The 21,996-nt window shown below is 71.8% G+C and carries 19 protein-coding genes and 1 tRNA gene; 11 read left to right on the top strand and 9 right to left on the bottom strand.

Annotated elements, in window-relative coordinates:
- Positions 1–33: 33 nt before the first annotated feature.
- Together ACGF0D_RS40580 and ACGF0D_RS40575 are read right to left on the bottom strand one after the other, a co-directional pair.
- Complete coding sequence (locus ACGF0D_RS40580; protein WP_392868717.1) at positions 34–747, bottom strand: hypothetical protein; 714 nt, start codon at positions 745–747, stop codon at positions 34–36.
- A gap of 256 nt (positions 748–1,003) precedes the next feature.
- A complete protein-coding gene (locus tag ACGF0D_RS40575; protein ID WP_392868792.1) occupies positions 1,004–2,773 on the bottom strand; it encodes a phosphatidylglycerol lysyltransferase domain-containing protein in 1,770 nt (589 codons plus the stop codon).
- Positions 2,774–3,170: 397 nt separating this feature from the next.
- Between ACGF0D_RS40575 and ACGF0D_RS40570 the strand changes: the two genes are divergently transcribed.
- Both ACGF0D_RS40570 and ACGF0D_RS40565 read left to right on the top strand, forming a co-directional pair.
- Positions 3,171–3,824: a response regulator transcription factor gene (locus ACGF0D_RS40570; RefSeq protein ID WP_234348583.1), complete on the top strand. Its 654-nt coding sequence runs from the start codon at positions 3,171–3,173 to the stop codon at positions 3,822–3,824.
- A complete protein-coding gene (locus tag ACGF0D_RS40565; RefSeq protein ID WP_392868715.1) occupies positions 3,821–4,966 on the top strand; it encodes a sensor histidine kinase in 1,146 nt (381 codons plus the stop codon). Before ACGF0D_RS40570 ends, ACGF0D_RS40565 begins: the two co-directional genes overlap by 4 nt.
- A 95-nt stretch (positions 4,967–5,061) precedes the next feature.
- Here the strand turns inward: ACGF0D_RS40565 and ACGF0D_RS40560 are convergent.
- Positions 5,062–5,145 (bottom strand) — tRNA-Leu (locus ACGF0D_RS40560).
- 422 nt (positions 5,146–5,567) lie between these two features.
- On the opposite strand from ACGF0D_RS40560, the gene ACGF0D_RS40555 reads away from it, so the two are divergent.
- The 7 genes from ACGF0D_RS40555 (at position 5,568) to ACGF0D_RS40525 (ending at position 15,385) form a co-directional block, all read left to right on the top strand.
- Positions 5,568–6,428 carry an FhaA domain-containing protein gene (locus ACGF0D_RS40555; RefSeq protein ID WP_392868713.1) on the top strand — a complete coding sequence of 287 codons (861 nt, stop codon included), beginning with the start codon at positions 5,568–5,570 and terminating at the stop codon, positions 6,426–6,428.
- Between the two features lie 46 nt (positions 6,429–6,474).
- Positions 6,475–7,020: an FHA domain-containing protein gene (locus ACGF0D_RS40550; protein ID WP_392868711.1), complete on the top strand. Its 546-nt coding sequence runs from the start codon at positions 6,475–6,477 to the stop codon at positions 7,018–7,020.
- 53 nt (positions 7,021–7,073) lie between these two features.
- Positions 7,074–8,681, top strand: coding sequence for a PP2C family protein-serine/threonine phosphatase (locus ACGF0D_RS40545; RefSeq protein ID WP_392925221.1), 1,608 nt, complete (start codon positions 7,074–7,076; stop codon positions 8,679–8,681).
- 160 nt (positions 8,682–8,841) lie between these two features.
- On the top strand, positions 8,842–10,218 hold the full coding sequence (locus ACGF0D_RS40540) for an FtsW/RodA/SpoVE family cell cycle protein (RefSeq protein ID WP_392868790.1): 1,377 nt from the start codon (positions 8,842–8,844) through the stop codon (positions 10,216–10,218).
- Positions 10,215–11,672 (top strand): peptidoglycan D,D-transpeptidase FtsI family protein, encoded by a 1,458-nt coding sequence (locus ACGF0D_RS40535; RefSeq protein ID WP_392868709.1) that lies wholly within the window; start codon positions 10,215–10,217, stop codon positions 11,670–11,672. Before ACGF0D_RS40540 ends, ACGF0D_RS40535 begins: the two co-directional genes overlap by 4 nt.
- A gap of 260 nt (positions 11,673–11,932) precedes the next feature.
- Complete coding sequence (gene pknB / locus ACGF0D_RS40530; RefSeq protein WP_392925219.1) at positions 11,933–14,032, top strand: Stk1 family PASTA domain-containing Ser/Thr kinase; 2,100 nt, start codon at positions 11,933–11,935, stop codon at positions 14,030–14,032.
- A gap of 210 nt (positions 14,033–14,242) precedes the next feature.
- Entirely contained in the window at positions 14,243–15,385 is a 1,143-nt protein-coding gene (locus ACGF0D_RS40525) for an IS30 family transposase (RefSeq protein WP_392925217.1), read from the top strand.
- Between the two features lie 100 nt (positions 15,386–15,485).
- Here ACGF0D_RS40525 and ACGF0D_RS40520 read toward each other — a convergent pair whose 3' ends face one another.
- From ACGF0D_RS40520 to ACGF0D_RS40500, 5 genes are all read right to left on the bottom strand, one after another.
- Positions 15,486–16,334 (bottom strand): class E sortase, encoded by an 849-nt coding sequence (locus tag ACGF0D_RS40520; RefSeq protein WP_392868706.1) that lies wholly within the window; start codon positions 16,332–16,334, stop codon positions 15,486–15,488.
- A gap of 37 nt (positions 16,335–16,371) precedes the next feature.
- Entirely contained in the window at positions 16,372–17,406 is a 1,035-nt protein-coding gene (locus tag ACGF0D_RS40515; protein WP_392925215.1) for a class E sortase, read from the bottom strand.
- Positions 17,407–17,411: 5 nt separating this feature from the next.
- On the bottom strand, positions 17,412–18,077 hold the full coding sequence (locus tag ACGF0D_RS40510; RefSeq protein WP_392868703.1) for an aminodeoxychorismate/anthranilate synthase component II: 666 nt from the start codon (positions 18,075–18,077) through the stop codon (positions 17,412–17,414).
- 54 nt (positions 18,078–18,131) lie between these two features.
- Positions 18,132–18,311 carry a hypothetical protein gene (locus ACGF0D_RS40505; protein WP_392925213.1) on the bottom strand — a complete coding sequence of 60 codons (180 nt, stop codon included), beginning with the start codon at positions 18,309–18,311 and terminating at the stop codon, positions 18,132–18,134.
- Positions 18,312–18,380: 69 nt separating this feature from the next.
- Entirely contained in the window at positions 18,381–19,145 is a 765-nt protein-coding gene (locus tag ACGF0D_RS40500; protein WP_392868700.1) for a DUF881 domain-containing protein, read from the bottom strand.
- 167 nt (positions 19,146–19,312) lie between these two features.
- On the opposite strand from ACGF0D_RS40500, the gene crgA reads away from it, so the two are divergent.
- Positions 19,313–19,561, top strand: a complete 249-nt coding sequence (gene crgA, locus ACGF0D_RS40495; protein WP_049656797.1) for a cell division protein CrgA — start codon at positions 19,313–19,315, stop codon at positions 19,559–19,561.
- A 337-nt stretch (positions 19,562–19,898) separates the two neighbouring features.
- Here the strand turns inward: crgA and ACGF0D_RS40490 are convergent, their stop codons facing one another.
- The gene (locus ACGF0D_RS40490; protein ID WP_392925211.1) at positions 19,899–20,792 is read right to left on the bottom strand and encodes a rhomboid family intramembrane serine protease; all 894 of its coding nucleotides are present in this window, start codon (positions 20,790–20,792) and stop codon (positions 19,899–19,901) included.
- Between the two features lie 306 nt (positions 20,793–21,098).
- On the opposite strand from ACGF0D_RS40490, the gene ACGF0D_RS40485 reads away from it, so the two are divergent.
- Complete coding sequence (locus ACGF0D_RS40485) at positions 21,099–21,836, top strand: DUF5324 family protein (RefSeq protein ID WP_392868698.1); 738 nt, start codon at positions 21,099–21,101, stop codon at positions 21,834–21,836.
- The last annotated feature ends 160 nt before the right edge of the window (positions 21,837–21,996 follow it).

Here is a 21,996-nt window from a genome sequence, read left to right as displayed (position 1 = left end):
CGTACGCGGCCGGCGGAGCACGGTCAACGCCCGTCAGGGGATGACGGCCCCCGCCGAGCGGCGCCGCCGGGCCTCCACCGCGACCTCCCGGGAGGCGGCCGCGGCCACCGAGGTGGCGGCGCCGACCCCGGCCAGCACCCTCGGCCAGAAGTCCCCGAAGACCTCGACCGAGACGGCGATCAGCAGCGCGGTGATCACCGCGACCACGTGCTCCAGCCCCGCCAGGTTGGGCAGCACGACGGCCTCGCCGATCATCACCGCGACCACCAGGCCGGCGGTGCACCAGGCCCGGCTGCGGAACGCGACGCAGATCGCCAGTGCCACCACCGCGGCCGAGGGCCCGGTGTCCCGCACGTAGGCGACCCACTTCGGGAAGCCGAACAGGTGGTGCGGGCCGATCGCCACGCCGACCCGGGCGAACAGCGTGCCCGCCAGGGTGCAGGTGTAGGCGACCACCAGCGTCATCCGCCGGCCGAGCACGATCTCGGCGATCGCGAAGACCACGAACACCTGGGCCAGCGCCCCCCAGACCGGAAGGTCCAGCGCCGGCACGTACAGGGAGAGCGGGGTCCGCAGCAGCGAGACCTCCAGCGGCAGCGCCGCCCGCACCACCCCGATGTTGTTGACGAAACGCTCGCCGCCCGGCAGGTGCTGGACGATGCTGAACAGCAGGATCAGAAACGTCGCCACCGTGGCCAGCGGGGCGGCGGCGAACTTCCTTCGCACCACCGCGTCCCGGACCGTCACGAACAACGTTCCCCACTCGGCGACAGCGGCCGATCTGACGATTGCCAGCGGCCCCTTTCGCACGCCCCCCGCGTGGGTCCTGTGAATCACAACCGTTTCTCCGAATCCCCGAACTCTCGACCGCTCCAACATTAGAAGCCCGCCGACAAAGCCACATCGGCATGGATGGGGAGCCGCGTCATCCTCTGGGGGGAGGCAATACCCCCATCGGCCCCCCATTTCGACCGACCGGTCCCCTCCGCCCCCCGACGGAGGGCTACCCCTTCCCGTCCCGGGCCGTCACCGGGACCCGGGGCGCCACCACGGCGGCCCGGGCGTGCCGGCGGCGGAACAGGGCGGGCAGGCTCGGCGCGACGATGAATCCCTCGGCGCGCGCGCTCGCGATGCCGATCCGGGGAATTTCACTGCTCTTCTCGAAGAGCAGGTAGCGCGGTTCCCAGATCGGCCGGTACTTGGCATTGGCGCGGTACAGCGACTCGATCTGCCACCAGCGCGAGAAGAATCCCAGGGTCGAACGCCACAGCCGCAGCACCGGACCGGCGCCGAGGCGGGAACCGCGCTCGAAAACGGAGCGGAACATCGCGAAGTTCAACGACACCCGCTTCAGCCCGACCTCGTCGGCCCGCTGCAGCAGCTCGATGACCATGAACTCCATCAGGCCGTTCTCGGTGTCCCGGGCCCGGCGCATCAGGTCCAGCGAGAGCCCGTCCGGGCCCCACGGCACGAAGCTCAGCAGCGCCTTGAGCTCGCCGTCCCCGTCGTGGCACTCCAGCATCACGCAGCGGCCGTCGCCCGGGTCGCCGAGCCGGCCGAGCGCCATCGAGAAGCCGCGCTCGGTCGCCCCGTCGCGCCACTCGTCGGCCTTCGCCACCAGCTCGGCCATCTCCGCCTCGGAGATGGACTCGTGGCGGCGGATCCGCACCGTGTACCCGGCCCGCTTGACCCGGTTGTAGGCCTGCCTGACCACCCGCATCGCGCGGCCGTCCAGCGAGAACTCGTCCAGCTCGACGATCGCCTCGTCGCCCAGCTCCAGCGCGTCCAGCCCGTGCCGGGCGTAGATCACCCCGGCCTCCTCGGAGGCGCCCATCACGGCCGGCGCCCAGGCGTGCTCGCGGGCCTCGGACAGCCAGGCGTCGATCGCGCCCGGCCAGGCCTCCGGGTCGCCGATCGGGTCGCCCGAGGCGAGCGAGACGCCGCCGATCACCCGGTAGGTGACGGCCGCCTTGCCGCTGGGGGAGAAGATCACCGCCTTGTCCCGGCGCAGCGCGAAGTAGCCGAGCGAGTCCCGCTCGCCCTGCTTGTCCAGCAGGCCGCGCAGCCTGGCCTCGTCCTCGGCGGTGAGCAGCTCCTTGCCGCGCGGGCTGCGGAAGGCCACGTACAGCACCAGCAGGAAGAGCACCGCGCCCATCGCGTTGATCGCGGCGTTCACCCAGGTCGGTGCGGCGATCACCGAGCGCAGGTGCTCGGACGGGGTGATCGTGATCATCCGGCCGACCGAGTACCGGAACAGGTCCCAGAAGCCGGCGCCGGAGAGCTCGTTGGTCAGCCAGACCAGCAGCGCGCCCACGCCGCCGCCGAACGCCAGCCCGCCGACGAAGGTGGCCGCCGCCGTCTTCGGGTTGGAGCTGTCCCCCTTGGAGGTGAACTCCCTGCGCCCGATCAGCAGCGCCAGCACGAACAGGCAGGTCAGGACGGTGGAGATGTAGTTGAGCGGGTGGGTGTCGAAGCGCTCGGACGGCACCAGCATGGCCGCCAGGTACAGCAGCGCGAACATCCCGCCGAGCGCCGTGTTGAAGATCCACGCGGCGCGCTTTCGCCGCCGCATCGCGATCGCGAGGAACACCGACAGCACCGCACTGGCCAGGCCCGCGGTCATCAGGTACGGGGTGAAGTACTCACCCTCGTTGTGCTCGTAGACCTGGTCGCGGAAGGGCACCAGCAGCACCGTCGCCACGTTCAGCAGCGCGATGAGCCGCAGGTACCAGACGGAGGCCGCGGCGGCCCTCGGGCGCCAGCGGTCGAGCACGTCTCCGGTACGGGGCCCTTGGGACGCGGCGGACGGCTCCGACTTCACAGTGGACGACACAGCTCAATTCCAAACGATCAGATGGTGGGGCGCATCCGCGAACGGCCCGGCGCCGGGCGCCCGCTCGGGCCCGACGGACTGACCGGTGACCTCCCCCGGCCGACCGCCCGATTGGAGAAGCGGCCGGAAAAGAGTCAGCCAACTCCATGGTTCACCACCGAAGCTGAGAATTGCGTGAACCGGGTAGCGGATTCCCACCCCCGCCGAACGGCGGGGGTGCACACCCCCCGGACGTTCGGCACCCCGCCTCCGCAGCCCCTACTCTCGAAACGACCCACGCGGACCGCCCCGACCCGGCCGCCCGAACCGAGGAGGCACCATCACCACCACCCGCGTGCTGATCGTCGACGACGAGATCCTGGTCCGCTCCGGCCTGGGCCTGATCGTCGGCTCCGCCGCCGACCTGGAGGTGGTCGGCGACTGCTCCGGCGGGCAGGCCGAGGAGCACGTCCAACGACTGCGCCCGCACGTGGTGCTGCTCGACATCCGGATGCCCGACCTCGACGGCATCTCGGTGCTGCGCCGGCTGCGCGCCCTGCCCGACCCGCCGGCCGTGGCGATGCTCACCACCTTCGACACCGACGAGTACATCGGCACCGCGCTGCGGGCCGGCGCGGCCGGCTTCCTGCTCAAGGACACCGCCCCCGACCAGCTGGTGCACGCCGTCCGGGTGCTCGCGGCCGGCGGCAACATCCTCTCCCCGACCGTCACCCGCACCGTGATCGGCGGCTACGTGGACGGCGGCGGCCCGGACGCCGAGGCCACCGCGCTCGCCCGCACCCTGACCGGCCGGGAACTCGACGTGCTCTCGCTGCTCGGCGAGGGCCTGTCCAACGCGGAGATCGCCGACCGGCTCTTCCTCGGCACCGGCACGGTCAAGGACCACATCAGCGCGATCCTCGGCAAGCTCGGCGCCGCCAACCGGGTCCAGGCCGCCGTACTGGCCCACCGGGCCGGCCTGGTCCGGCCCAAGCCCGGCGACGGGGCATGACGGCCGCCGACCAACTGCCGTCCAGACGGCTGCCGGCCTGGTGCACCGCGCCCTGGCTGATGCTGCTGCTGCCCGTCCTGTACTCCCTGCTGGACGCCGCGCTGGTGGCCCGGGAGGCCGCCTGGTGGCAGGTGGCGCTGTCCACGCTGGCGGCCGTCGCGCTGTTCCTCCGCCGCCGCTTCCCGGTGACGGCGCTGCTGCTCACCATGCCGGGCAGCTGGGTGGACGAGATCTGGCTGGCCCCGATAACGGCCGTCTACTCGGTGGCCGCCGAACGCCCCCGCCCCCGGATCGTGATCCCCTGCGGCATCCTGTTCGCCCTGGTCGAGTTCTTCCACTGGCCGCTGCCCGCGGACCTGATCGACCTCAGCCGGGCCACCGCGCTGGACGCCATCCAGGCCGTGATGCTGGCGGCCGGCCCGGCCGCCACCGGCCTGCTCGCCCGCACCCGGCGGGAACTGGCCGCCCGCCTGGACGAGCTGACCCGCGGCCAGGAGCGGGAGAGCCGGCTGCTGGCCGAGCGGGTGCTGATCAGCGAGCGCGGCCGGCTGGCCCGGGAGATGCACGACGTGGTCTCGCACCAGGTCAGCCTGATCAGCATCCAGGCCGGCGCGCTCCAGGTGAGCAGCCCCGACCCGGCCGCCGTGACCGCCGCCAGGACCATCCGCGAGCTGTCGGTACGGACCCTGGACGAGCTGCGCCAGATGGTCGGGGTGCTGCGCGGCACCGGCGGACTGCCGGACGCCCCGCTCGCCCCGCAGCCCCGGCTGGCCGACCTGCCCCGGCTGATCGAGGAGAGCGGCCTGGCCGCCGACACCGAGCTGGTCCCCGGCGACCGCCCGTGGCCGGAGGCGGTGGAGCGGGCCGCCTACCGCACCGTCCAGGAGGCGCTCACCAACATCACCAAGTACGCCCCGGATGCGGAGGTGCACGTGCGGGTCCGGGCGAAGGGCCGCCGGCTGCGGGTCGAGGTCCGCAACGAGGCCCCGCCGGTGCACCCGGCCGAGACCCTGCCGGGCGGCGGCCACGGCCTGGTCGGCCTGCGCGAGCGCGCCCAGCTGCTGGGCGGCACCCTCACCGCCGGGCCGACCGCGGACGGCGGCTTCGAGGTCCGCGCCGAGCTCCCGGCCGGTCACGGCTGATCCGGCCCGCCCCCGAAGCCGGTACGGCCGGGTCCGGGCCTTCCGGCCGAGAACGAGAAAGCCCCGCAGATCCGTAGATCTGCGGGGCTTCGCTGTGCGCGAGGGGGGAGTTGAACCCCCACGCCCTTTCGGGCACTGGAACCTGAATCCAGCGCGTCTGCCTATTCCGCCACCCGCGCATGGGTGTCGTCTTCATTGCCGACCGATCTTCCGAACCGCTCGGTACCATCGGTACTTCGCGTTTCCTTGGACCGGCCTCCCTTCCGGGCGGCCCTTCCGACATGGAAAACATTAGCACGACCTGGGGGACTACTCCGAATCCGTTGTCCGGGGAGGCCTACGGCATCCGAACCGATGCCCGACGAACATCCGCGCGACTGCCGGAAGGGTGCTCCGACGGGGACGTCTGGCGTGCCGTACCCGAAATGCGTCACCCTGTGTGTCCGAGCCCACCCCCGGGCACCACACGGTCCGGGAACCGTACGGAAGGGCCCGGCGTGGATACGATCAGTACGGAAGTACCGCAAGTAGGAGGCGCGACCGGGTCCCGGGCGGGATCCGGCCGGCAGGCAGGCGAACGAACCCTGGAAGGGGGTGCCCCATGGGAGTGCTGAAGAAGTTCGAGCAGCGGCTCGAGGGTCTCGTCAACGGCACCTTCGCCAAGGTGTTCAAGTCCGAGGTCCAGCCCGTGGAGATCGCCGGCGCGCTGCAGCGCGAGTGCGACAACAACGCGAGCATCTGGAACCGCGACCGCACCGTCGTGCCGAACGACTTCATCGTCGAGCTGAGCCCGCACGACCACGAGCGGCTGAGCCCCTACTCCGGGCAGCTCGGCACCGAGCTGGCCGGCATGGTCCGCGAGTACGCGGAGGCCCAGCGGTACACCTTCATGGGCCCGCTCCAGGTGAACCTGGAGAAGGCCGACGACCTGGACACCGGGCTGTACCGGGTGCGCAGCCGCACCCTCGCCGCCGAGGAGCCCCCGCAGCAGCAGTACGCGCCGCCGCAGCCCGGGTACGACCGCCCGCCGGCCGCTCCGGCCCCCGGCGCACCGTGGCAGCAGCCCGGCGCCGGGCAGTACAACGCGCCCCCGCCGCCGGCCGCGCCCCCCGCGATGCCCCCGGGTCCGCCCGCGGGCGGCAACGTCCGGGCCTTCCCGGGCGCCGGCCACGGCGGCACCGCGGTGCGCCGCTGGATCGAGGTCAACGGCTCCCGGCACCAGATCACCGGCTCGGCCTGCGTGCTCGGCCGGTCGACCGAGGCGGACGTGCGGATCGACGACCCCGGGGTCTCCCGCAAGCACGCCGAGATCCGCCCCGGCACCCCTTCGATGGTGCTCGACCTGGGGTCCACCAACGGCATCGTGGTGGACGGACAGCACACCCAGCGCGCTACGCTCCGCGACGGCTCGCGAATCGTCGTGGGCTCCACCACCATCGTCTACCGGCAGGTCGAAGGGTAGTGTCCGAATTGTTCGCGCGCCTCGCTCACCGACTGGCGGGACGGTCATGTCAGAACTGACCCTCACGGTCATGCGGCTGGGCTTCCTGGCCGTGCTGTGGCTGTTCGTCATCGTCGCGATCCAGGTCATCCGCAGCGACCTGTTCGGCACCAAGGTGAACCCGCGGTCCTCCCGTCGCGGCGCGGGCGCCACGACCGGTGGCGGCGCCGCCACCGCGACCGCCGCGCGGGCCGCGGCGCCGACGCAGGCCGGCCCGGCGGCGAGCCAGACCCAGGGCGGCGGCGGGCGCCGCCGCGGCGGCCCGACCCAGCTCGTCGTGGTCCAGGGCTCGCTGGCCGGCACCACGGTGGCGCTGCAGGGCCAGACCATCACGCTCGGCCGCGCGCACGACTCCACCATCGTGCTGGACGACGACTACGCGTCCTCCCGGCATGCCAGGATCTATCCGGATCAGACTGGGCAGTGGACGGTCGAGGATCTAGGCTCCACCAACGGCACCTATCTGGACCGGCAGCGCCTGACCGCGCCCACTCCGCTCCAGCCGGGCATGCCGATCCGTATCGGCAGGACCGTCATCGAACTGCGGAAGTAGTAGCGCATGAGGGACAGCATCCCGTCCATGACCCAGAGGGGGGCACAGGTCGCATGACCCTGGTGCTGCGCTTCGCCGCCGGCTCCCACAAGGGACTGATCCGGGAGGGGAACGAGGACTCCGGCTACGCCGGGCCGCGGCTGCTGGCCGTGGCCGACGGCATGGGCGGCGCCGCGGCCGGCGAGGTCGCTTCCTCCGAGGTGCTCGGCTCGATCGTCCGGCTGGACGAGGACGTGCCGGGCGCGGACCTGCTGACCCTGCTGGGCGACGCCGTCCAGGGCGCCAACGACCGGCTCCGGCAGATGGTCGAGGAGGACCCGCAGCTGGAGGGCATGGGCTGCACCCTGACCGCGATGCTGTGGACGGGCCAGCGGATGGGCCTGGTGCACGTCGGCGACTCCCGCGCCTACCTGCTGCGCGACGGCGCCCTGGTGCAGATCACCCAGGACCACACCTGGGTGCAGCGCCTGGTCGACGAGGGCCGGATCACGCCCGAGGAGGCCGAGACCCACCCGCAGCGCTCCCTGCTGATGCGCGCGCTGGACGGCCGCGGCCAGGTCGAGCCCGACCTGTCGATCCGCGAGGTCCGGGCCGGCGACCGCTACCTGATCTGCTCCGACGGCCTCTCCGGCCCGGTCAGCCACCAGACCCTCCAGGACACCCTCGGCAGCTACTACGCGCCCGAGCAGACCGTGCAGGAGCTGATCCAGCTCGCGCTGCGCGGCGGCGGTCCCGACAACATCACCTGCATCGTGGCGGACGTCATCGACGTCGGCGCCACGGACACCATGAGCGGCCAGTTCAACGACGTCCCGGTGGTGGTCGGCGCGGTCGCCGACGCCCCGCCGTCCTCGGCCGCCGCCGACCGCTCGATCGCGGACACCCCGGCCGGCCGCGCCGCCGGCCTCGGCCGCGGCCCGCAGGGCGCCTTCGGCCCGGCCGAGGGCTACGAGGAGGGCTACGGCGCGCAGGGCGGCTTCGGCCCCGCCGAGGGGTACGAGGGCGAGTACGGCTACGGCTCCGGCGAGCCCTCGGTGTACGGCACCGAGGACTTCGACGAGGGGCGGCCCAGGAAGCGCAAGCGCAAGGGCCTGACGATCTCGCTGGCCGCCCTGGTCGCGCTCGGCCTGCTCGGCGGCGCCGGCTGGTTCGGCTACCAGTGGACCCAGGACCAGTACTACGTGGGCACCCAGGAGGACCACGTCGCGATCTACCAGGGCATCAACCAGAACCTGGCCGGTCTGAGCCTGTCCTCGGTGCACTCCTCGTACAGCAAGATCCAGCTGAAGTGGCTGCCCGAGGACCAGCAGGCCCACGTGAAGAAGACCATCTCGGTCGGCAGCATGAAGGACGCCCAGTCGACGGTCAACGAGCTCGACGGCTGGGTCCAGCTCTGCCAGCGGGCCGCACGGGCGAACACCCCGGCCACGCCGCCGGCCACCCAGGCGGTGTACCTGGCCGCCACGCCCACCCCGACCGAGAAGAACCGCGGCCCGGCCGCGGCTCCGACCACGTCGCCCTCGACCGCCCCGACACCGACCGCCCCGGTGGCGCCCACCCCGGCACCGAACGCAACCCCTCCGGCCGGCGCCGCGCAGGGCGACCAGGCCCCGCTGAGCGAAGAGGAACTCAGCCGGGCCAACTCCTGCCCGAAGCAGTGACGTCCGTGATCCGACATAGGACCGCCCCGAGCGGTCTTGCCGGCCGTCAGGGAGCGGTCACCACGTGAGCAGCTACGACCTGAGCGAAGAGTCCACCCGGGCCGGCCGGCGCCGGGCGACGGCCGCACGCGCCGTCCCCCGCCGGCGCGGCAACACCACGATCTCCCCGCAGGAGGCGCCCAACCGGCGCAACACCGAGCTGGCCATGCTGGTCTTCGCGGTGCTGCTGCCGGTCCTCGCGTACGCCAACGTCGGCCTCGCGATGGACGGCAAGCTGCCCGCCGGCATGCTCGGCTACGGGTTCGGCATGGGCGCCCTGGCGGTGGTCGCCCACCTGCTGGTGCGCCGCTTCGCGCCGTACGCGGATCCGCTGATGCTGCCGATCGCCACCCTGCTCAACGGGCTCGGGGTGGTGATGATCTGGCGGCTGGACAAGGCGGGCAAGCTGCTCAGGGGCAACTACCCGGCGGCCGAGAACCAGCTGATGTGGTCGGCCCTCGGGATCGCCGGCTTCATCGGGGTGATGGTGCTGCTGAAGGACCACCGGGTGCTCCAGCGCTACACCTACATCTCGATGGTGGTGGCCCTCGTCCTGCTCGCCGCGCCGGCCTTCTTCCCGGCCAGGGCGGAGGACTTCGGCGCGAAGATCTGGATCCGGATGGGCAGCTTCTCCATCCAGCCCGGCGAGTTCGCCAAGATCGTCCTGACCGTGTTCTTCGCCGGCTACCTGATGGTCAAGCGGGACGCCCTCGCGCTGGCCAGCCGCCGGTTCATGGGCCTGTACCTGCCGCGCGGCCGCGACCTCGGCCCGATCATCGTGATCTGGCTGCTCAGCCTGCTGATCCTGATCTTCGAGAACGACCTGGGCACGTCCTTCCTGTTCTTCGGCCTGTTCGTGGTGATGCTCTACGTCGCCACCGAGCGGACCAGCTGGATCCTGTTCGGCCTGCTGATGTCGGTCGGCGGCGCGGTCGCGGTCGCCTCGACCGCCAGCCACGTGAAGGTCCGCATCGACGCCTGGCTCGACCCGATGGCCGCCTTCGGGCCGAACCCGCCGAAGGGCGCCACCGAGCAGATCGGCCAGTCGCTGATGGCGCTCGGCTCCGGCGGGGTCACCGGCTCCGGCCTGGGCCAGGGCCGGTCCTGGCTGATCGCCTTCGCCGCCAAGAGCGACTTCATCCTGGGCTCGTTCGGCGAGGAGCTCGGGCTGACCGGCCTGATGGCGATCTTCCTGCTGTACGCGCTGCTGGTCCAGCGCGGCCTGCGCACCGCGCTCGCCGCCCGCGACCCGTTCGGCAAGCTGTTCGCCGTCGGCCTCTCCTCGGCGATGGCGATCCAGGTGTTCGTCGTGGCCGGCGGTGTCACCGGGCTGATCCCGCTCACCGGTATGACCATGCCGTTCCTCGCCCAGGGCGGTTCGTCCGTGGTCGCCAACTGGGCGCTGGTCGCGATCCTGCTGAAGATCAGCGACAGCGCCCGCCGCCCCGGGGCCGAACCGGCCCCGGCCCCCGAGGGCCAGGGAGGACCCGCCCGATGAACAAGCCGATCCGCCGGGTCTCGATCTTCTGCCTCGTGCTGATCCTGGCCCTGATGGTGCGCACCAACTGGGTGCAGGGCGTCCAGGCCGAGGCCTGGGCCACCAACAAGAACAACAAGCGCCAGCTGTACGACCGGTACGCCCACCCGCGCGGCAACATCATCGTCAGCGGCCAGCCGGTCACGAAGTCGGACTTCGTCAACGGCCTGCGCTACAAGTACAAGCGCTCCTGGGTCGACGGCCCGATGTACGCCCCGGTGACCGGCTACTCCTCCCAGGCCTACGGCTCCAACCAGCTGGAGAACCTGGAGGACGGCATCCTCTCCGGCACCGACGACCGGCTGTTCTTCCGCAACACCCTGGACATGCTGACCGGCGAGCAGAAGCGCGGCGGCGACGTCGTCACCACCATCAACGCCAAGGTCCAGAAGGCGGCCTTCGACGCGATGGGCAGCAAGAAGGGCGCGGTGGTCGCCGTCGACCCGAAGACCGGCGCGATCCTGGCGCTGGTCTCCACCCCGTCCTACGACCCCGGCACCTTCGCCGGCGGCGAGGCCGCCGACACCAAGGCCTGGACGGACCTCAACGCGGACCCGAACAAGCCGATGCTCAACCGGGCACTGAAGGAGACCTATCCGCCCGGCTCGACCTTCAAGCTGGTCACCGCCACCGCCGCGTTCGAGAACGGCCGCTACCAGGGCATCGACGACGCGACGGAGACGCCCGAGCCGTACATCCTGCCCGGCACGAACACCCAGCTGAAGAACGAGAGCCCGAACGAGCGCTGCGAGAACGCCACCATCAAGTCCGGGATGGACCAGTCCTGCAACACGGTCTTCGCCAAGATGGGCGCGGACCTGGGCAAGGAGCGGATGCGGGCGCAGGCCGAGAAGTTCGGCTTCAACAGCACGATCGACACCCCGATCCGCTCCGAGAAGAGCGTCTTCCCGGACAGCCCGAGCCCGGACGGCACCGCCCAGGACTCGATCGGCCAGCACGACACCCGCGCCACCCCGCTGCAGATGGCCATGGTCTCCGCCGCGATCGCCAACAACGGCAGCCTGATGCAGCCGTACCTGGTCGACCAGGAGCGCTCGGCCTCGCTGACCACCGTCTCCAAGCACACCGAGAAGCAGTTCTCCCAGCCGATGAGCCCGGCCACCGCGCAGAAGATGCAGGACCTGATGGTCTCGGTGGTCGAGAACGGCACCGGCACCAACGCCAAGATCCCCGGCCTCCAGGTCGGCGGCAAGACCGGCACCGCGCAGCACGGCGAGGACAACGCCGGGCTGCCGTACGCCTGGTTCACCTCCTGGGCCAAGACCCCGGACGGCCAGTCGGTCGCGGTCGCGGTGGTGGTCGAGGACGGCTCCCAGAACCGCGACGGCATCAGCGGTGGCCGGCTCGCGGCCCCCATCGCCAAGGCGGTGATGCAGGCCGCACTCGGCAAGTAGGAGCGCGGATCAGGGGTGAGGGAAAAGTCACGATCGGCAGCCCCGTCCGGATACCGGTCTGATATCGGCCGACAGCTGACTCCGGTCCGATGCGGTACGACCGGTAGCGTATCCGCCAGCAGCGGGTGTGCCCGTTGCCGCCCGCGAGGCACCGCACGGCCCGGCCGGAGAACCGGTCGCGCACGGCGCGGCGTCACCCAGAGCGTGCGGGGACACCTACGTCACAACCTCACCGGCGGGTGAGGGAGAGGGTCGGATCTATGGAAGAGCCTCGTCGCCTCGGCGGCAGGTACGAGCTCGGCGGCGTCCTCGGACGCGGCGGCATGGCCGAGGTCTACCTCGCCCATGACACCCGGCTCGGCCGCTCCGTCGCAGTGAAGACGCTCCGGGCCGACATGGCCCGGGATCCGTCGTTCCAGGCCCGCTTCCGCCGCGAGGCACAGTCGGCGGCGTCCCTGAACCACCCCGCGATCGTCGCCGTGTACGACACCGGCGAGGACTACATCGACGGCATCTCCATCCCGTACATCGTGATGGAGTACGTCGAGGGGTCGACGCTGCGCGAGCTGCTGCACTCCGGCCGCCGGCTGCTGCCCGAGCGCGCGCTGGAGATGACCATCGGCATCCTCCAGGCCCTCGAGTACTCGCACCGGGCCGGCATCGTGCACCGCGACATCAAGCCGGCCAACGTGATGCTGACCCGGCAGGGCAACGTCAAGGTCATGGACTTCGGCATCGCCCGTGCGATGGGCGACGCCGGGATGACCATGACGCAGACCTCGGCCGTCATCGGCACCGCCCAGTACCTCTCCCCCGAGCAGGCCAAGGGCGAGCAGGTCGACGCCCGCTCCGACCTCTACTCCACCGGCTGCCTGCTCTACGAGCTGCTGACCGTCCGCCCGCCGTTCGTCGGCGACTCGCCGGTCGCGGTGGCCTACCAGCACGTCCGGGAGGAGCCGCAGCCGCCGTCCGTCTTCGACCCCGAGGTGCGCCCCGAGGTCGACGCGATCGTGCTGAAGGCACTCGCCAAGGACCGCGACTACCGTTACCAGAGCGCCGACGAGATGCGCGACGACATCGAGCGCTTCCTCGACGGCCTGCCGGTGGCCGCCGCCCAGCAGGCCGGGTACGGCATGGGCCCGGCCGGCTACGGCTACGACCAGAACGGCTACCCGCAGCAGCACGACCCGTACGGCCAGACCAACGTGCTGCCGCAGCAGCCCGGCGGCCCGACCACCGTCCTGCCGCAGGCCTCCGGGCAGCCCGGCTACCAGGACGACGGCTACGGCCAGACCTACGCCGGCGCCCCGGGCGGCGCGGGCGACGGCTACGACGACGGCTACGGCCGCGGCGGCCGCCGGGGCGAGGAACAGCCGAAGAAGAGCAACACCTCCTGGATCGTGCTGGCGGTCGCCGCCGTACTGGTCCTGGTCGGCACCTTCTTCGTCGCCCAGGCGATGTTCAGCGACAAGGGCGACAAGGAGGCCGCGAAGGTCACCGCCCCGAACCTGGTCGGCAAGACCCTGGCCGAGGCCAAGACGGCGGCCGCCGCCGCCGGTCCCAAGCTGGTGGTGACCGAGGGCGAGAAGGTCGCCTGCCCGGACACCAACATCAAGAAGGACCAGGTCTGCACCCAGAACCCGGCGGCGGGCGGCCAGGTCGTCGAGACCGCCACCATCACGGTGCAGATCTCCTCGGGCCCGGCCAAGGCGCCGGTCCCCGCCGTGGTCGGCAAGCCCAAGGACCAGGCCACCAAGGCCCTCGCCGACGCGGGCTTCACCAACGTCACCACCGAGTACAAGGACGACGACACCGCCGCGCAGGACACCGTCACCGCCCAGGACCCGGCGGCCAACGCGGCCGCCGACCCGAGCACCCCGATCAAGCTGACCGTGTCGCAGGGCAAGACCAAGGTGAACGTGCCGAACGTGGTCGGCGCCCAGAAGGAGGACGCCATGGCGACCCTCCAGGGCCTCGGCTTCCAGGTGGACGCCTCGAAGACCGTGGCGGCCCCCGACCCGAGCAAGGTCAACACGGTCGCCGTGCAGTCGGTGCAGGCCAACACCAAGGCCCCGGTCAACACCAAGATCGCGCTGACCGTCTACAAGGCGGCGGACAAGCCCCAGGTCCCGCCGCTGGCGAACGTCAAGCTGGGCGACGCCGCGAACCAGCTGAAGGCGCTCGGTCTGACCTACACGGTGGTCAACGGCCAGCCGGACCCGAACGCGACGGTGCAGGCGAGCAACCCGCCGGCCGGCACCGCGGTCGACCCGAACACCCAGATCCAGCTGTACATCAAGGCGGCCGAGCCGCCCAAAGGGGGAGACCCCACCACCACACCCCCCAAAGGGGACCACTAGGCCTCCGATCTTCCCCTGGTTCGGCTGAACCGGGGGCCGGAGCCCGGGTGACTCCCCAGCACGCCCGAGGGCCCGCCGCAATCGCTTGGGTTCTAGGAGTCGTTGCAACACCCCAGTTCAGGGGATGCATTGGACTTCGAGATCCGCAGAGACCGAAACGGTCAGGGGCCTGTGAAACTGGGCCGGGAGCGGGAGGCATACTCCCGGCTCATGGAGCAGGGCTACGCCAACGCCGAGGCGTGCCGGATCGTCGGAGTCAACGACCGGACCGGTAGACGTTGGCTCTATGGGCGCAATGCGTCTGGCAGGAACAAGGCGGCGCCACCGCTCTCAGCGGTGGCGCCGCCTTCGGGTCCCTCCCGGTATCTGCGTGAGGACGAACGGATCCACATCGCGGACCGGTTGCGGGAGAAGGCCACGATCCGCCAGATCGCGGCCGAGCTGGGCCGCAGTCCGTCGACGGTCTCCCGGGAGATCCGCCGCAACCGCACGGACGGCGCCCGTGGTCAGTGGCACTACCGGCCGCACGCGGCCCAGGCCCGTTCCGATGCTCGCCGTCCCCGCCCCAAGCCCCGCAAGATCCTCTCGAATCCGGAGCTGTGGGACGCCGTCCAGGCGATGCTGGACGAGAGGTGGAGCCCGGAACAGATATGCCACGCTCTGCGGGCACAGTTTCCCGACCGGCCGGAGATGCACGTGGTTCCCGAGACCGTCTACCAGGCGCTCTACGTCCAGGGCCGAGGGCAGTTGCGGCGCGAGCTGGCCGGCGCCCTGCGGAGCGGGCGCGCCCGGCGCAAGCCCCAGCGTCAGGCCAACTGCCGCCAGCCCCGCTTCGCCGATCCGATGGTCATGATCAGCGAGCGTCCGGCCGAGGCCGAGGACCGGGCCGTTCCCGGTCACTGGGAGGGCGATCTGATCATCGGCAAGGACCAGAAGTCGGCGATCGGCACCCTGGTCGAGCGCGCGACCCGCTTCGTGATGCTGTTGCACCTGCCCGGCGACCACACGGCCGAGACCGTCCGTGACGCCCTGGTGGCCACCGCCCGCATGCTCCCCACCGAGCTGAAACGCTCGCTGACGTGGGACCAGGGCAGCGAGATGGGCCGCCATCGCGAGTTCACGCTCACCACCGACATCCCGGTCTACTTCTGCGACCCGGCCAGCCCCTGGCAGCGCGGCTCGAACGAGAACACGAACGGCCTGCTGCGGCAGTACTTCCCCAAGGGCACCGACCTCTCGGTCCACACCCCGGAGCACCTGGCCGCCGTCGCCGACCAGCTCAACCGCCGTCCACGCAAAACGCTCGGCTGGGAAACCCCAGCCGAGCGTCTGGCTAAACTCCTCGCGGCCTAGACAACCGACCACGTGTTGCAACGATCGCTAGAAACCGCCTCGTCGCGGCGGGCCCTCGGGCGTTTCCCTTCCCCGGCCCCCAGGAGGCCCGTGAAGGGCGTCAGGAGCGCCGCAGCTCCGGCGGCGGGGTGCGCTTGGCGTCCATGTCGTCCACCCGCACCAGGCTCCCCCAGACGGCCATCCGGTAGCGCGAGGTGTACACCGGGGTGCAGGTGGTCAGGGTGATGTAGCGGCCGGGGCCGGCGTAGCCGGAGCGGGGCGGGACGGGTGCCACGATGCCGGTGTCGAACTTGGTCGTCTCCGGCAGGGTGTTGTCGACCTTGTAGACGTACCACTTGTCCCGGGTCTCGACCACGACCGCGTCGCCCTTGTGGACGGCGTCCAGGTCGTGGAACTTGGCGCCGTGGCCGTCCCGGTGGGCGGCCAGCGCGAAGTTGCCCTGCTCGTCCCACGGCATCGCGGCCTTGTACGGCTGCTCGTAGACGCCCGCCACGCCCTCGTCCAGGACCTCGGTGGAGGTGCCCATCCGGATCAGCACCTGGAAGTCCCTGCCCATCGCCGGGACGTGCAGGAAGCCGACGTCGTCCCCGACCGCGAACTGCCTCGGCACGGCACCGGGGGCGCCCGGGGCGGCGGAGGCGCCGGGCGCGGCGGACGCACCGGGCGCCGGGGTGGCACCGGGCCCGGCCGACGGGCCGGCGGCCGGTCCGGCGGCCCAGTCGCTGCGCAGCCGGTCGCCGGCTGCCGAGGCCGCGCGGTCCGCCTGCACGTTGGTCCACCACAGCGAGTAGGCCACGAACAGGCCGAGCACCAGGCCCAGGGTGATCAGCAGCTCGCCGAAGACCCCGAGCGCGGCCAGCGCCCGGCTCCGTCCCCGCCCGGCCCGCGGCTCGGGCGGGGGAAAGGCCTCCTGCGCCGGTTCGGCCGACAGCTCGGTCTCGTCCTGCATCTGCGGTGCTCCCCCTCCGGGCCTGGCGGCCGGGCGGCTACCCGCCCGTGATGGCGGCCGGCTTGCCCTGGGCACGCGGCCGTTCGTCGATCATCTTGCCAAAGACGATGAGACGGAACTTGGAGGTGAACTCCGGGGTACAGGTCGTCAGCGTGATGTAGCGGCCGGGACCGGCGTACCCGGCGCCGTTCGGCACCGGCTTGATCACGCTCACGTTGTTGGGGGACGTCTCCGGGATGCCCCCGGTGACCTCGTAGGTGTAGTAGCCGGCGGAGGTCTCCACCACGATCTTGTCGCCCTTGCCGAGCTGGTTGATGTACCGGAACGGCTCGCCGTGGGTGTTGCGGTGGGCGGCCAGCGCGAAGTTGCCCGCCTTGTCGCCCGGCATGCCGGTGTTGGCGTAGTGGCCGACCAGGCCCTTGTCGAGCACCGCCGACTTGGAGGTGCCCTCGGCGATCGGGAACTTCAGCCCCAGCTTGGGCAGGTAGATGATGGCGAAGCCCTTGCCGGGCTCGAACACCTCGGGCTTGTTCGGGTCCGGGGCCGGCTGCCCCGGCTGGGCGGGCGCGGCGGGCGCCGCGTCGAACTGCTGCTCCAGCTGGTTGCGGGCCCCGTCGGCGGCCTCGTCGGCCTGCACGTTGGTCCACCAGAGCTGGTACGCGACGAAGAGCAGCATCACCAGGCCGAGCGTGATGCACAGCTCGCCGACGCCCCGGGCGGCCACCACCAGCACGGACTCCTTGGGGCGCGCCCGCCCGGCGGCGCGGCCACCCGCCCGGCGCCGGCCGCTGCCGGAGCGCAGCGAGGTGCGGCCCTGGGCGGCGCGGCGGCGCTCGGCCCGGCCGCCGGTGGGGACCGGTTCGGCGGCCGGTGCGCCGAGGTCCGCGGGCAGCCGCAGCTGGAGGGTCTGGTCGGGCAGCCAGGGGTACTCGGGCCCGTCCACGAGGGGCTCCTGGGCCTGCTCGTACACGCCCCAGGCGTCCTCGGGCGCGGTCTGCACCGGGAACTGCTGCACGGTGCCGTACGGGTCCGCCTCCGGCTGGAAACGTCCCTCCGGACGCAGCGCGGTCACGCCGGTCAGCCCCGGCCGATCACCGGGGCGAGCCCGGCCGACCGGTCGACCGCCTGCGGGAAGCCGCACTCCGCGAGCCAGTTGGCGAGCATCCGGTGACCGCCCTCGGTGAGCACCGACTCGGGGTGGAACTGCACGCCCTCGACCGGCAGTTCACGGTGCCTCAGGCCCATGATCACGCCGCTGTCGGTGCGCGCGGTGACCACCAGCTCGGCCGGCACGGTGGCCGGCTCGACCGCGAGCGAGTGGTAGCGGGTCGCGGTCAGCGGCGAGGGCAGGCCCTCGAACACGCCGCCGTCCTCGTGCTCGACCGGCGAGGTCTTGCCGTGCAGCAGCTCGGGCGCCCGGTCGACCACCGCGCCGTACGCCGCCGCGATCGACTGGAGGCCCAGGCAGACGCCGAACACCGGCAGCCCGATCCGCGCGCAGTGGTGGACCATCTCGATGCAGACCCCGGCCTCCTCGGGGGCACCGGGCCCGGGGGAGAGCAGCACGCCGTCGAAGCCCTCCTCGCCGGAGCGGCGGACGGCGTGCTCGACGGTCACCTCGTCGTTGCGCACCACCTCGCAGGTGGCACCGAGCTGGTACAGGTACTGGACCAGGTTGAAGACGAAGCTGTCGTAGTTGTCCACCACCAGGATGCGGGGCGGAGTGGTCGGCCGGGTCGTCATGCGCGCGTGGTCTCCGTGGGGTGCGGTGCTGGAAGGGGTGCCGGGCCCGCCGGCTCAGCCGGTCGCGGCGCCGTCGCCGCCGTCCACCGTGACGTCACCGAAGGGGAGCAGCGGTTCCGCCCACGGGAAGACGTAGGTGAAGAGGAGGTAGACGATCCCCAGGACGAGGAGCAGCGAGACGACGGCTCGGACCAGGGTGTTTCCCGGAAGGTGACGCCAGATCCAGCCGTACATGGTGCTCCCTCGACGCAGCGGACTGGGTTAAAGAGTAGACCCGCCGTGCACGGCCGCGGGGCCGGTCCGCTACTGCTGTCCGCCCGCCGACCGCAGCTCGGTGGTGCCGGAGTAGCCGGGCAGGGTCAGCTCGCCGCTCTCCTGGACCTTCCAGCCCAGCCCGTACGCCTGGACGTACTGGAGGTAGTTGCGGATCGTCGGGTCGGCGTCGACGGCCGAACGCAGGGCGTCGGTCTTCCCGACCGCCTTGACCACGTACGGCGGGGAGTAGACCCGGCCCTGGAGCAGCAGCGTGTTGCCGACGCAGCGGACGGCGCTGGTGGAGATCAGCCGCTGGTCCATCACCTGGACGCCCTCGGCGCCGCCGCGCCACAGCGCGTTGACCACGGCCTGGATGTCCTGCTGGTGGATGACCAGGTCGTTGACGCCGGGCTCGGGCACCCCGGGGATGCGCGCGGTGGCGTTCGGCGGGGCGTCGTTGAGGGTGACGGTCAGGCCGCCGCCCTGGAGTGGCTCCAGGGCCGCGCCGGCGCGCAGGCCGTCCAGCTGCGCGGCGTCGGCGGGGTCGTGGCCCTGCCGCTCGGTGAGCTGCTGGGCGCGGGCCTGGAGGTCGGCGAGCTGGGACTGCGCCTGCTGGTTCTGCCCGCTGCGCTGGCGGATCACGTCGCCGAGGCTGAGCAGCGAGTTGTCGGTCCGCAGGTCGGTGCCGCGGGCGGTCTGCGCGCTGATGTAGAAGAGCAGGCCGGCGAGCGCGAAGACGGCGCAGGTCAGGGCACGGCCGACAATTCGGGTGCCGGAGCGGCGGGTACGGGCCGGCTCAGGGGGAATCGACAAATTAGTCACCGTACCCTTATCTCCTCAACACCCGCCGAGCCACTACGCTAACGGACGCCGGTGGCATGCGGCGGAGCGGTCCCCGGGCCGTCCTCCGCAGCAGACCCGGCCGATTCCCCCCGTTGCACCCCGCGCGGTCTCACAGCGCATCGACAGGAGAGCTCCTCGTGCCGAAGTCTCGACTCCGCAAGAAGTCCGACTACACCCCGCCGACCACGGCCGCGGTGAAGATCAGTTCGGGCCGCGGTTGGGTCGCGCCGCTGATGCTGGCACTGTTCCTGATCGGCCTGGTGTGGATCGTCACCTACTACGTGACCAGCGGCACCTACCCGGTCGAGAGCTGGCGCAACTGGAACATCCTGGTCGGCTTCGGCTTCATCGCCGCCGGGTTCGGCGTCTCCACCCAGTGGAAGTGACGGCCCGACCGTCCTGAGGCTCGGTCCCGAGCCGCTCCCCGCCGTTCCGGATCGCTCGTCCCGGGACGGCGGTCAGGCGTGCCCGGAGCCGGGCGGGAATCCGGTCGGTTATCCCCACCATCGGACTGTCGTGCTTATCCACATGGTTATCCACACTGGGGAAAAGTCTCCCCAGCCTGTGGATAACTTTCCCGGGTGGAGCCGTCCACAGGTGTGCACAACTCCTCGGAAACGGGAGAACCGCACAGCAGGACACGCGTAGAACAGCAGTCCACAGCCGGGTGGCCGCACAGCCTGTGCACAACCCCGCACCCGCTGTGGACAAACGCTCGAAGGGTCACGCCCCGTACAGGGCCATCCCGGCCAGCAGCATCCCCGCCTCGACCGCCAGCGCGCCCACCACCGTCAGGGCCTGGACCAGGCCGCGGCGCTCGCGCGGGGCGTACATCAGGCCGGCCGCGGTCAGCGAGCCGAGCAGCAGGCCGCCGATGTGCGCCCGCCAGTCGATGCCCGGGCGGGAGAAGGTGACGATCAGGTTGAAGACCAGGAACGCCATCGCCGGGCCGAGCGGGCCCTTGTCCCGCAGCTGCATCACGATCGTGGCGCCGATCAGCCCGAAGATCGCCCCGGAGGCGCCCAGCGACTTCATCTCGTGGCCGGCCACCAGGAAGGCGAAGATGCTGCCGCCCAGGCCGGCGACCAGGTAGAGGGCCAGGAAGCGCAGCCGGCCGAGCGCCTGCTCCAGTGCCGGGCCGAGCCAGAACAGCACCAGCATGTTCATCCCGACGTGCCACCACTCCAGGTGCAGGAAGGTGGCGGTCAGCAGCCGGTACCACTGGTGCGGGCCGTCGGCGATACCGGACGGGCCGCCGAGGAGGTCCGACCCCGTGCTCAACAGGATCCAGGTCTGGCCCAGCCGCGGGGTGAGCACGTAGGCCGCCAGCACCCAGACGACGACGTTGATCCCGATCAGCACCCGGGTGACCAGCCCGCCGTCGGCGGCCAGGGCCCCACCGAACCGGGTGGTCGCCCGCCGCGCCCCGGCGTGGCCGTCGCCGACGCACTCCGGGCACTGGAAGCCCACCGAGGCGGCCACCATGCAGTGCGGGCAGATCGGCCGCTCGCAGCGGGTGCAGGAGACCCCGGTGGGAGTCTGCGGGTGCCGGTAGCAGCCGGGCAGTCCGGCCTCCGGGGACCGATCGGCCGTCGGCCGCGGCTCGTCCGGGAGCATCAGCGGGGTCCCCTTCCCGTACACGACCTCAAAGCCCTCAGCCTACTGCCGCACCCCCGTTCCCGGACCGGACTCCCCCGCCTCACCTACGCTCCGCCTCCCCACCGGCCCGCCCCGCAGGGGCCCCACGCACGGCCCACCCGACACGCCCGACCCCGGACCCGGCCCACACCCCGCCTCCCACCGGCCCGCCCCGCAGGGGCCCCGCATACGGCCCACCCGACATGCCTCCGGACAAATCAGGATGCATGATCAGCATTCAGGTGGATATGTGCATATTAGGACGCCACCCAGGAGGAGAGACTCGTGAGCTTTTCGGATTCGGCCCGAGAGACGGCCACCAGGACCCGGGACACCGCCGCACACTTCGCGGACGGCGCCAAGCAGCGCCTCGGCCCCGCCTTGGACGCCTTCGGTCCGAAGGCCGCACTGGCCGCCCACAACCTCCGCGGCCAGTACGACAGGCACCTGGCCCCGCAGTTCCGCCACGCCTTCGCCAGCCTCCCGCCGGAGGCCCAGCAGAACGCCCTGAAGGCCCTCCACCGGGCCCAGGAGGCCGCCCTGGCGGCCCGCCTGTCCGCCACCCGGGCCGCGGACCAGACCCGCGCCACCGTCGTCCCCAGGGTCGCCCACGCGGTCGAGGAGGCCCGTGCCACGGTCGTCCCGGTCGCCCAGGAGGCCCAGGCCCGCGGTGCCGCCGCGCTGACCGCCCTCCACGGCAATGTCAGCGCGGCCGAGATCAGCAAGCTGGCAGCCCGGAACGCCAGGAAGGAGCACTGCAACCGCCTGGCCGCCGGCCTCGCCGTGGCCGGCCTGCTGGCGATCGGCGGCGGCGTCGTCGCCTGGCAGTGGTGGCGCCGGCACAGCAACCCGGAGTGGCTGGTCGAGCCCCCGACCGCGCAGGAACCCCGGCCGGCCGGCGCACACGCCACCTCCGGACCGGTGAACGGCTCCGGCCCGGAGGCCACCTCCGAACCGACGGACGGGGCCCCGGCCGCCGGGAGCGACGACCCCTCCGCCGAAGACGGCCCCGGGCCGCGCTGAGCGGACGGGAAGGACCGGAGGGAAAGACCGGAAAACGCCGATCGGGGGGGGGGGCGGGGGGGGGGGGGGGGGCGCGGGGGGGGGGCGGGGGGCGAGTGGGGGATATAGTAAACCAACAAAAAAAAAAAAACAGTCAAAAACCCCCCCCAACACACAATCA

Origin of the sequence: Kitasatospora sp. NPDC048298 (genome assembly GCF_043201465.1) — a bacterium.
In the GTDB taxonomy this organism is placed as follows: domain Bacteria; phylum Actinomycetota; class Actinomycetes; order Streptomycetales; family Streptomycetaceae; genus Kitasatospora.
Note: the sequence above shows the minus strand (reverse complement) of the source record. Positions and strands in the feature narration are given on the sequence as shown.

What these genes read in the sequence shown, in the direction of transcription:
- ACGF0D_RS40510 (WP_392868703.1), bottom strand. Translation starts at nt 18,077, where the DNA reads ATGACGACCCGGCCGACCACTCCGCCCCGCATCCTGGTGGTGGACAAC.
- ACGF0D_RS40525 (WP_392925217.1), top strand. Translation starts at nt 14,243, where the DNA reads ATGGAGCAGGGCTACGCCAACGCCGAGGCGTGCCGGATCGTCGGAGTC.
- ACGF0D_RS40505 (WP_392925213.1), bottom strand. Translation starts at nt 18,311, where the DNA reads ATGTACGGCTGGATCTGGCGTCACCTTCCGGGAAACACCCTGGTCCGA.
- ACGF0D_RS40545 (WP_392925221.1), top strand. Translation starts at nt 7,074, where the DNA reads ATGACCCTGGTGCTGCGCTTCGCCGCCGGCTCCCACAAGGGACTGATC.
- ACGF0D_RS40555 (WP_392868713.1), top strand. Translation starts at nt 5,568, where the DNA reads ATGGGAGTGCTGAAGAAGTTCGAGCAGCGGCTCGAGGGTCTCGTCAAC.
- pknB (WP_392925219.1), top strand. Translation starts at nt 11,933, where the DNA reads ATGGAAGAGCCTCGTCGCCTCGGCGGCAGGTACGAGCTCGGCGGCGTC.
- ACGF0D_RS40535 (WP_392868709.1), top strand. Translation starts at nt 10,215, where the DNA reads ATGAACAAGCCGATCCGCCGGGTCTCGATCTTCTGCCTCGTGCTGATC.
- ACGF0D_RS40550 (WP_392868711.1), top strand. Translation starts at nt 6,475, where the DNA reads ATGTCAGAACTGACCCTCACGGTCATGCGGCTGGGCTTCCTGGCCGTG.
- ACGF0D_RS40565 (WP_392868715.1), top strand. Translation starts at nt 3,821, where the DNA reads ATGACGGCCGCCGACCAACTGCCGTCCAGACGGCTGCCGGCCTGGTGC.
- ACGF0D_RS40490 (WP_392925211.1), bottom strand. Translation starts at nt 20,792, where the DNA reads ATGCTCCCGGACGAGCCGCGGCCGACGGCCGATCGGTCCCCGGAGGCC.
- ACGF0D_RS40520 (WP_392868706.1), bottom strand. Translation starts at nt 16,334, where the DNA reads ATGCAGGACGAGACCGAGCTGTCGGCCGAACCGGCGCAGGAGGCCTTT.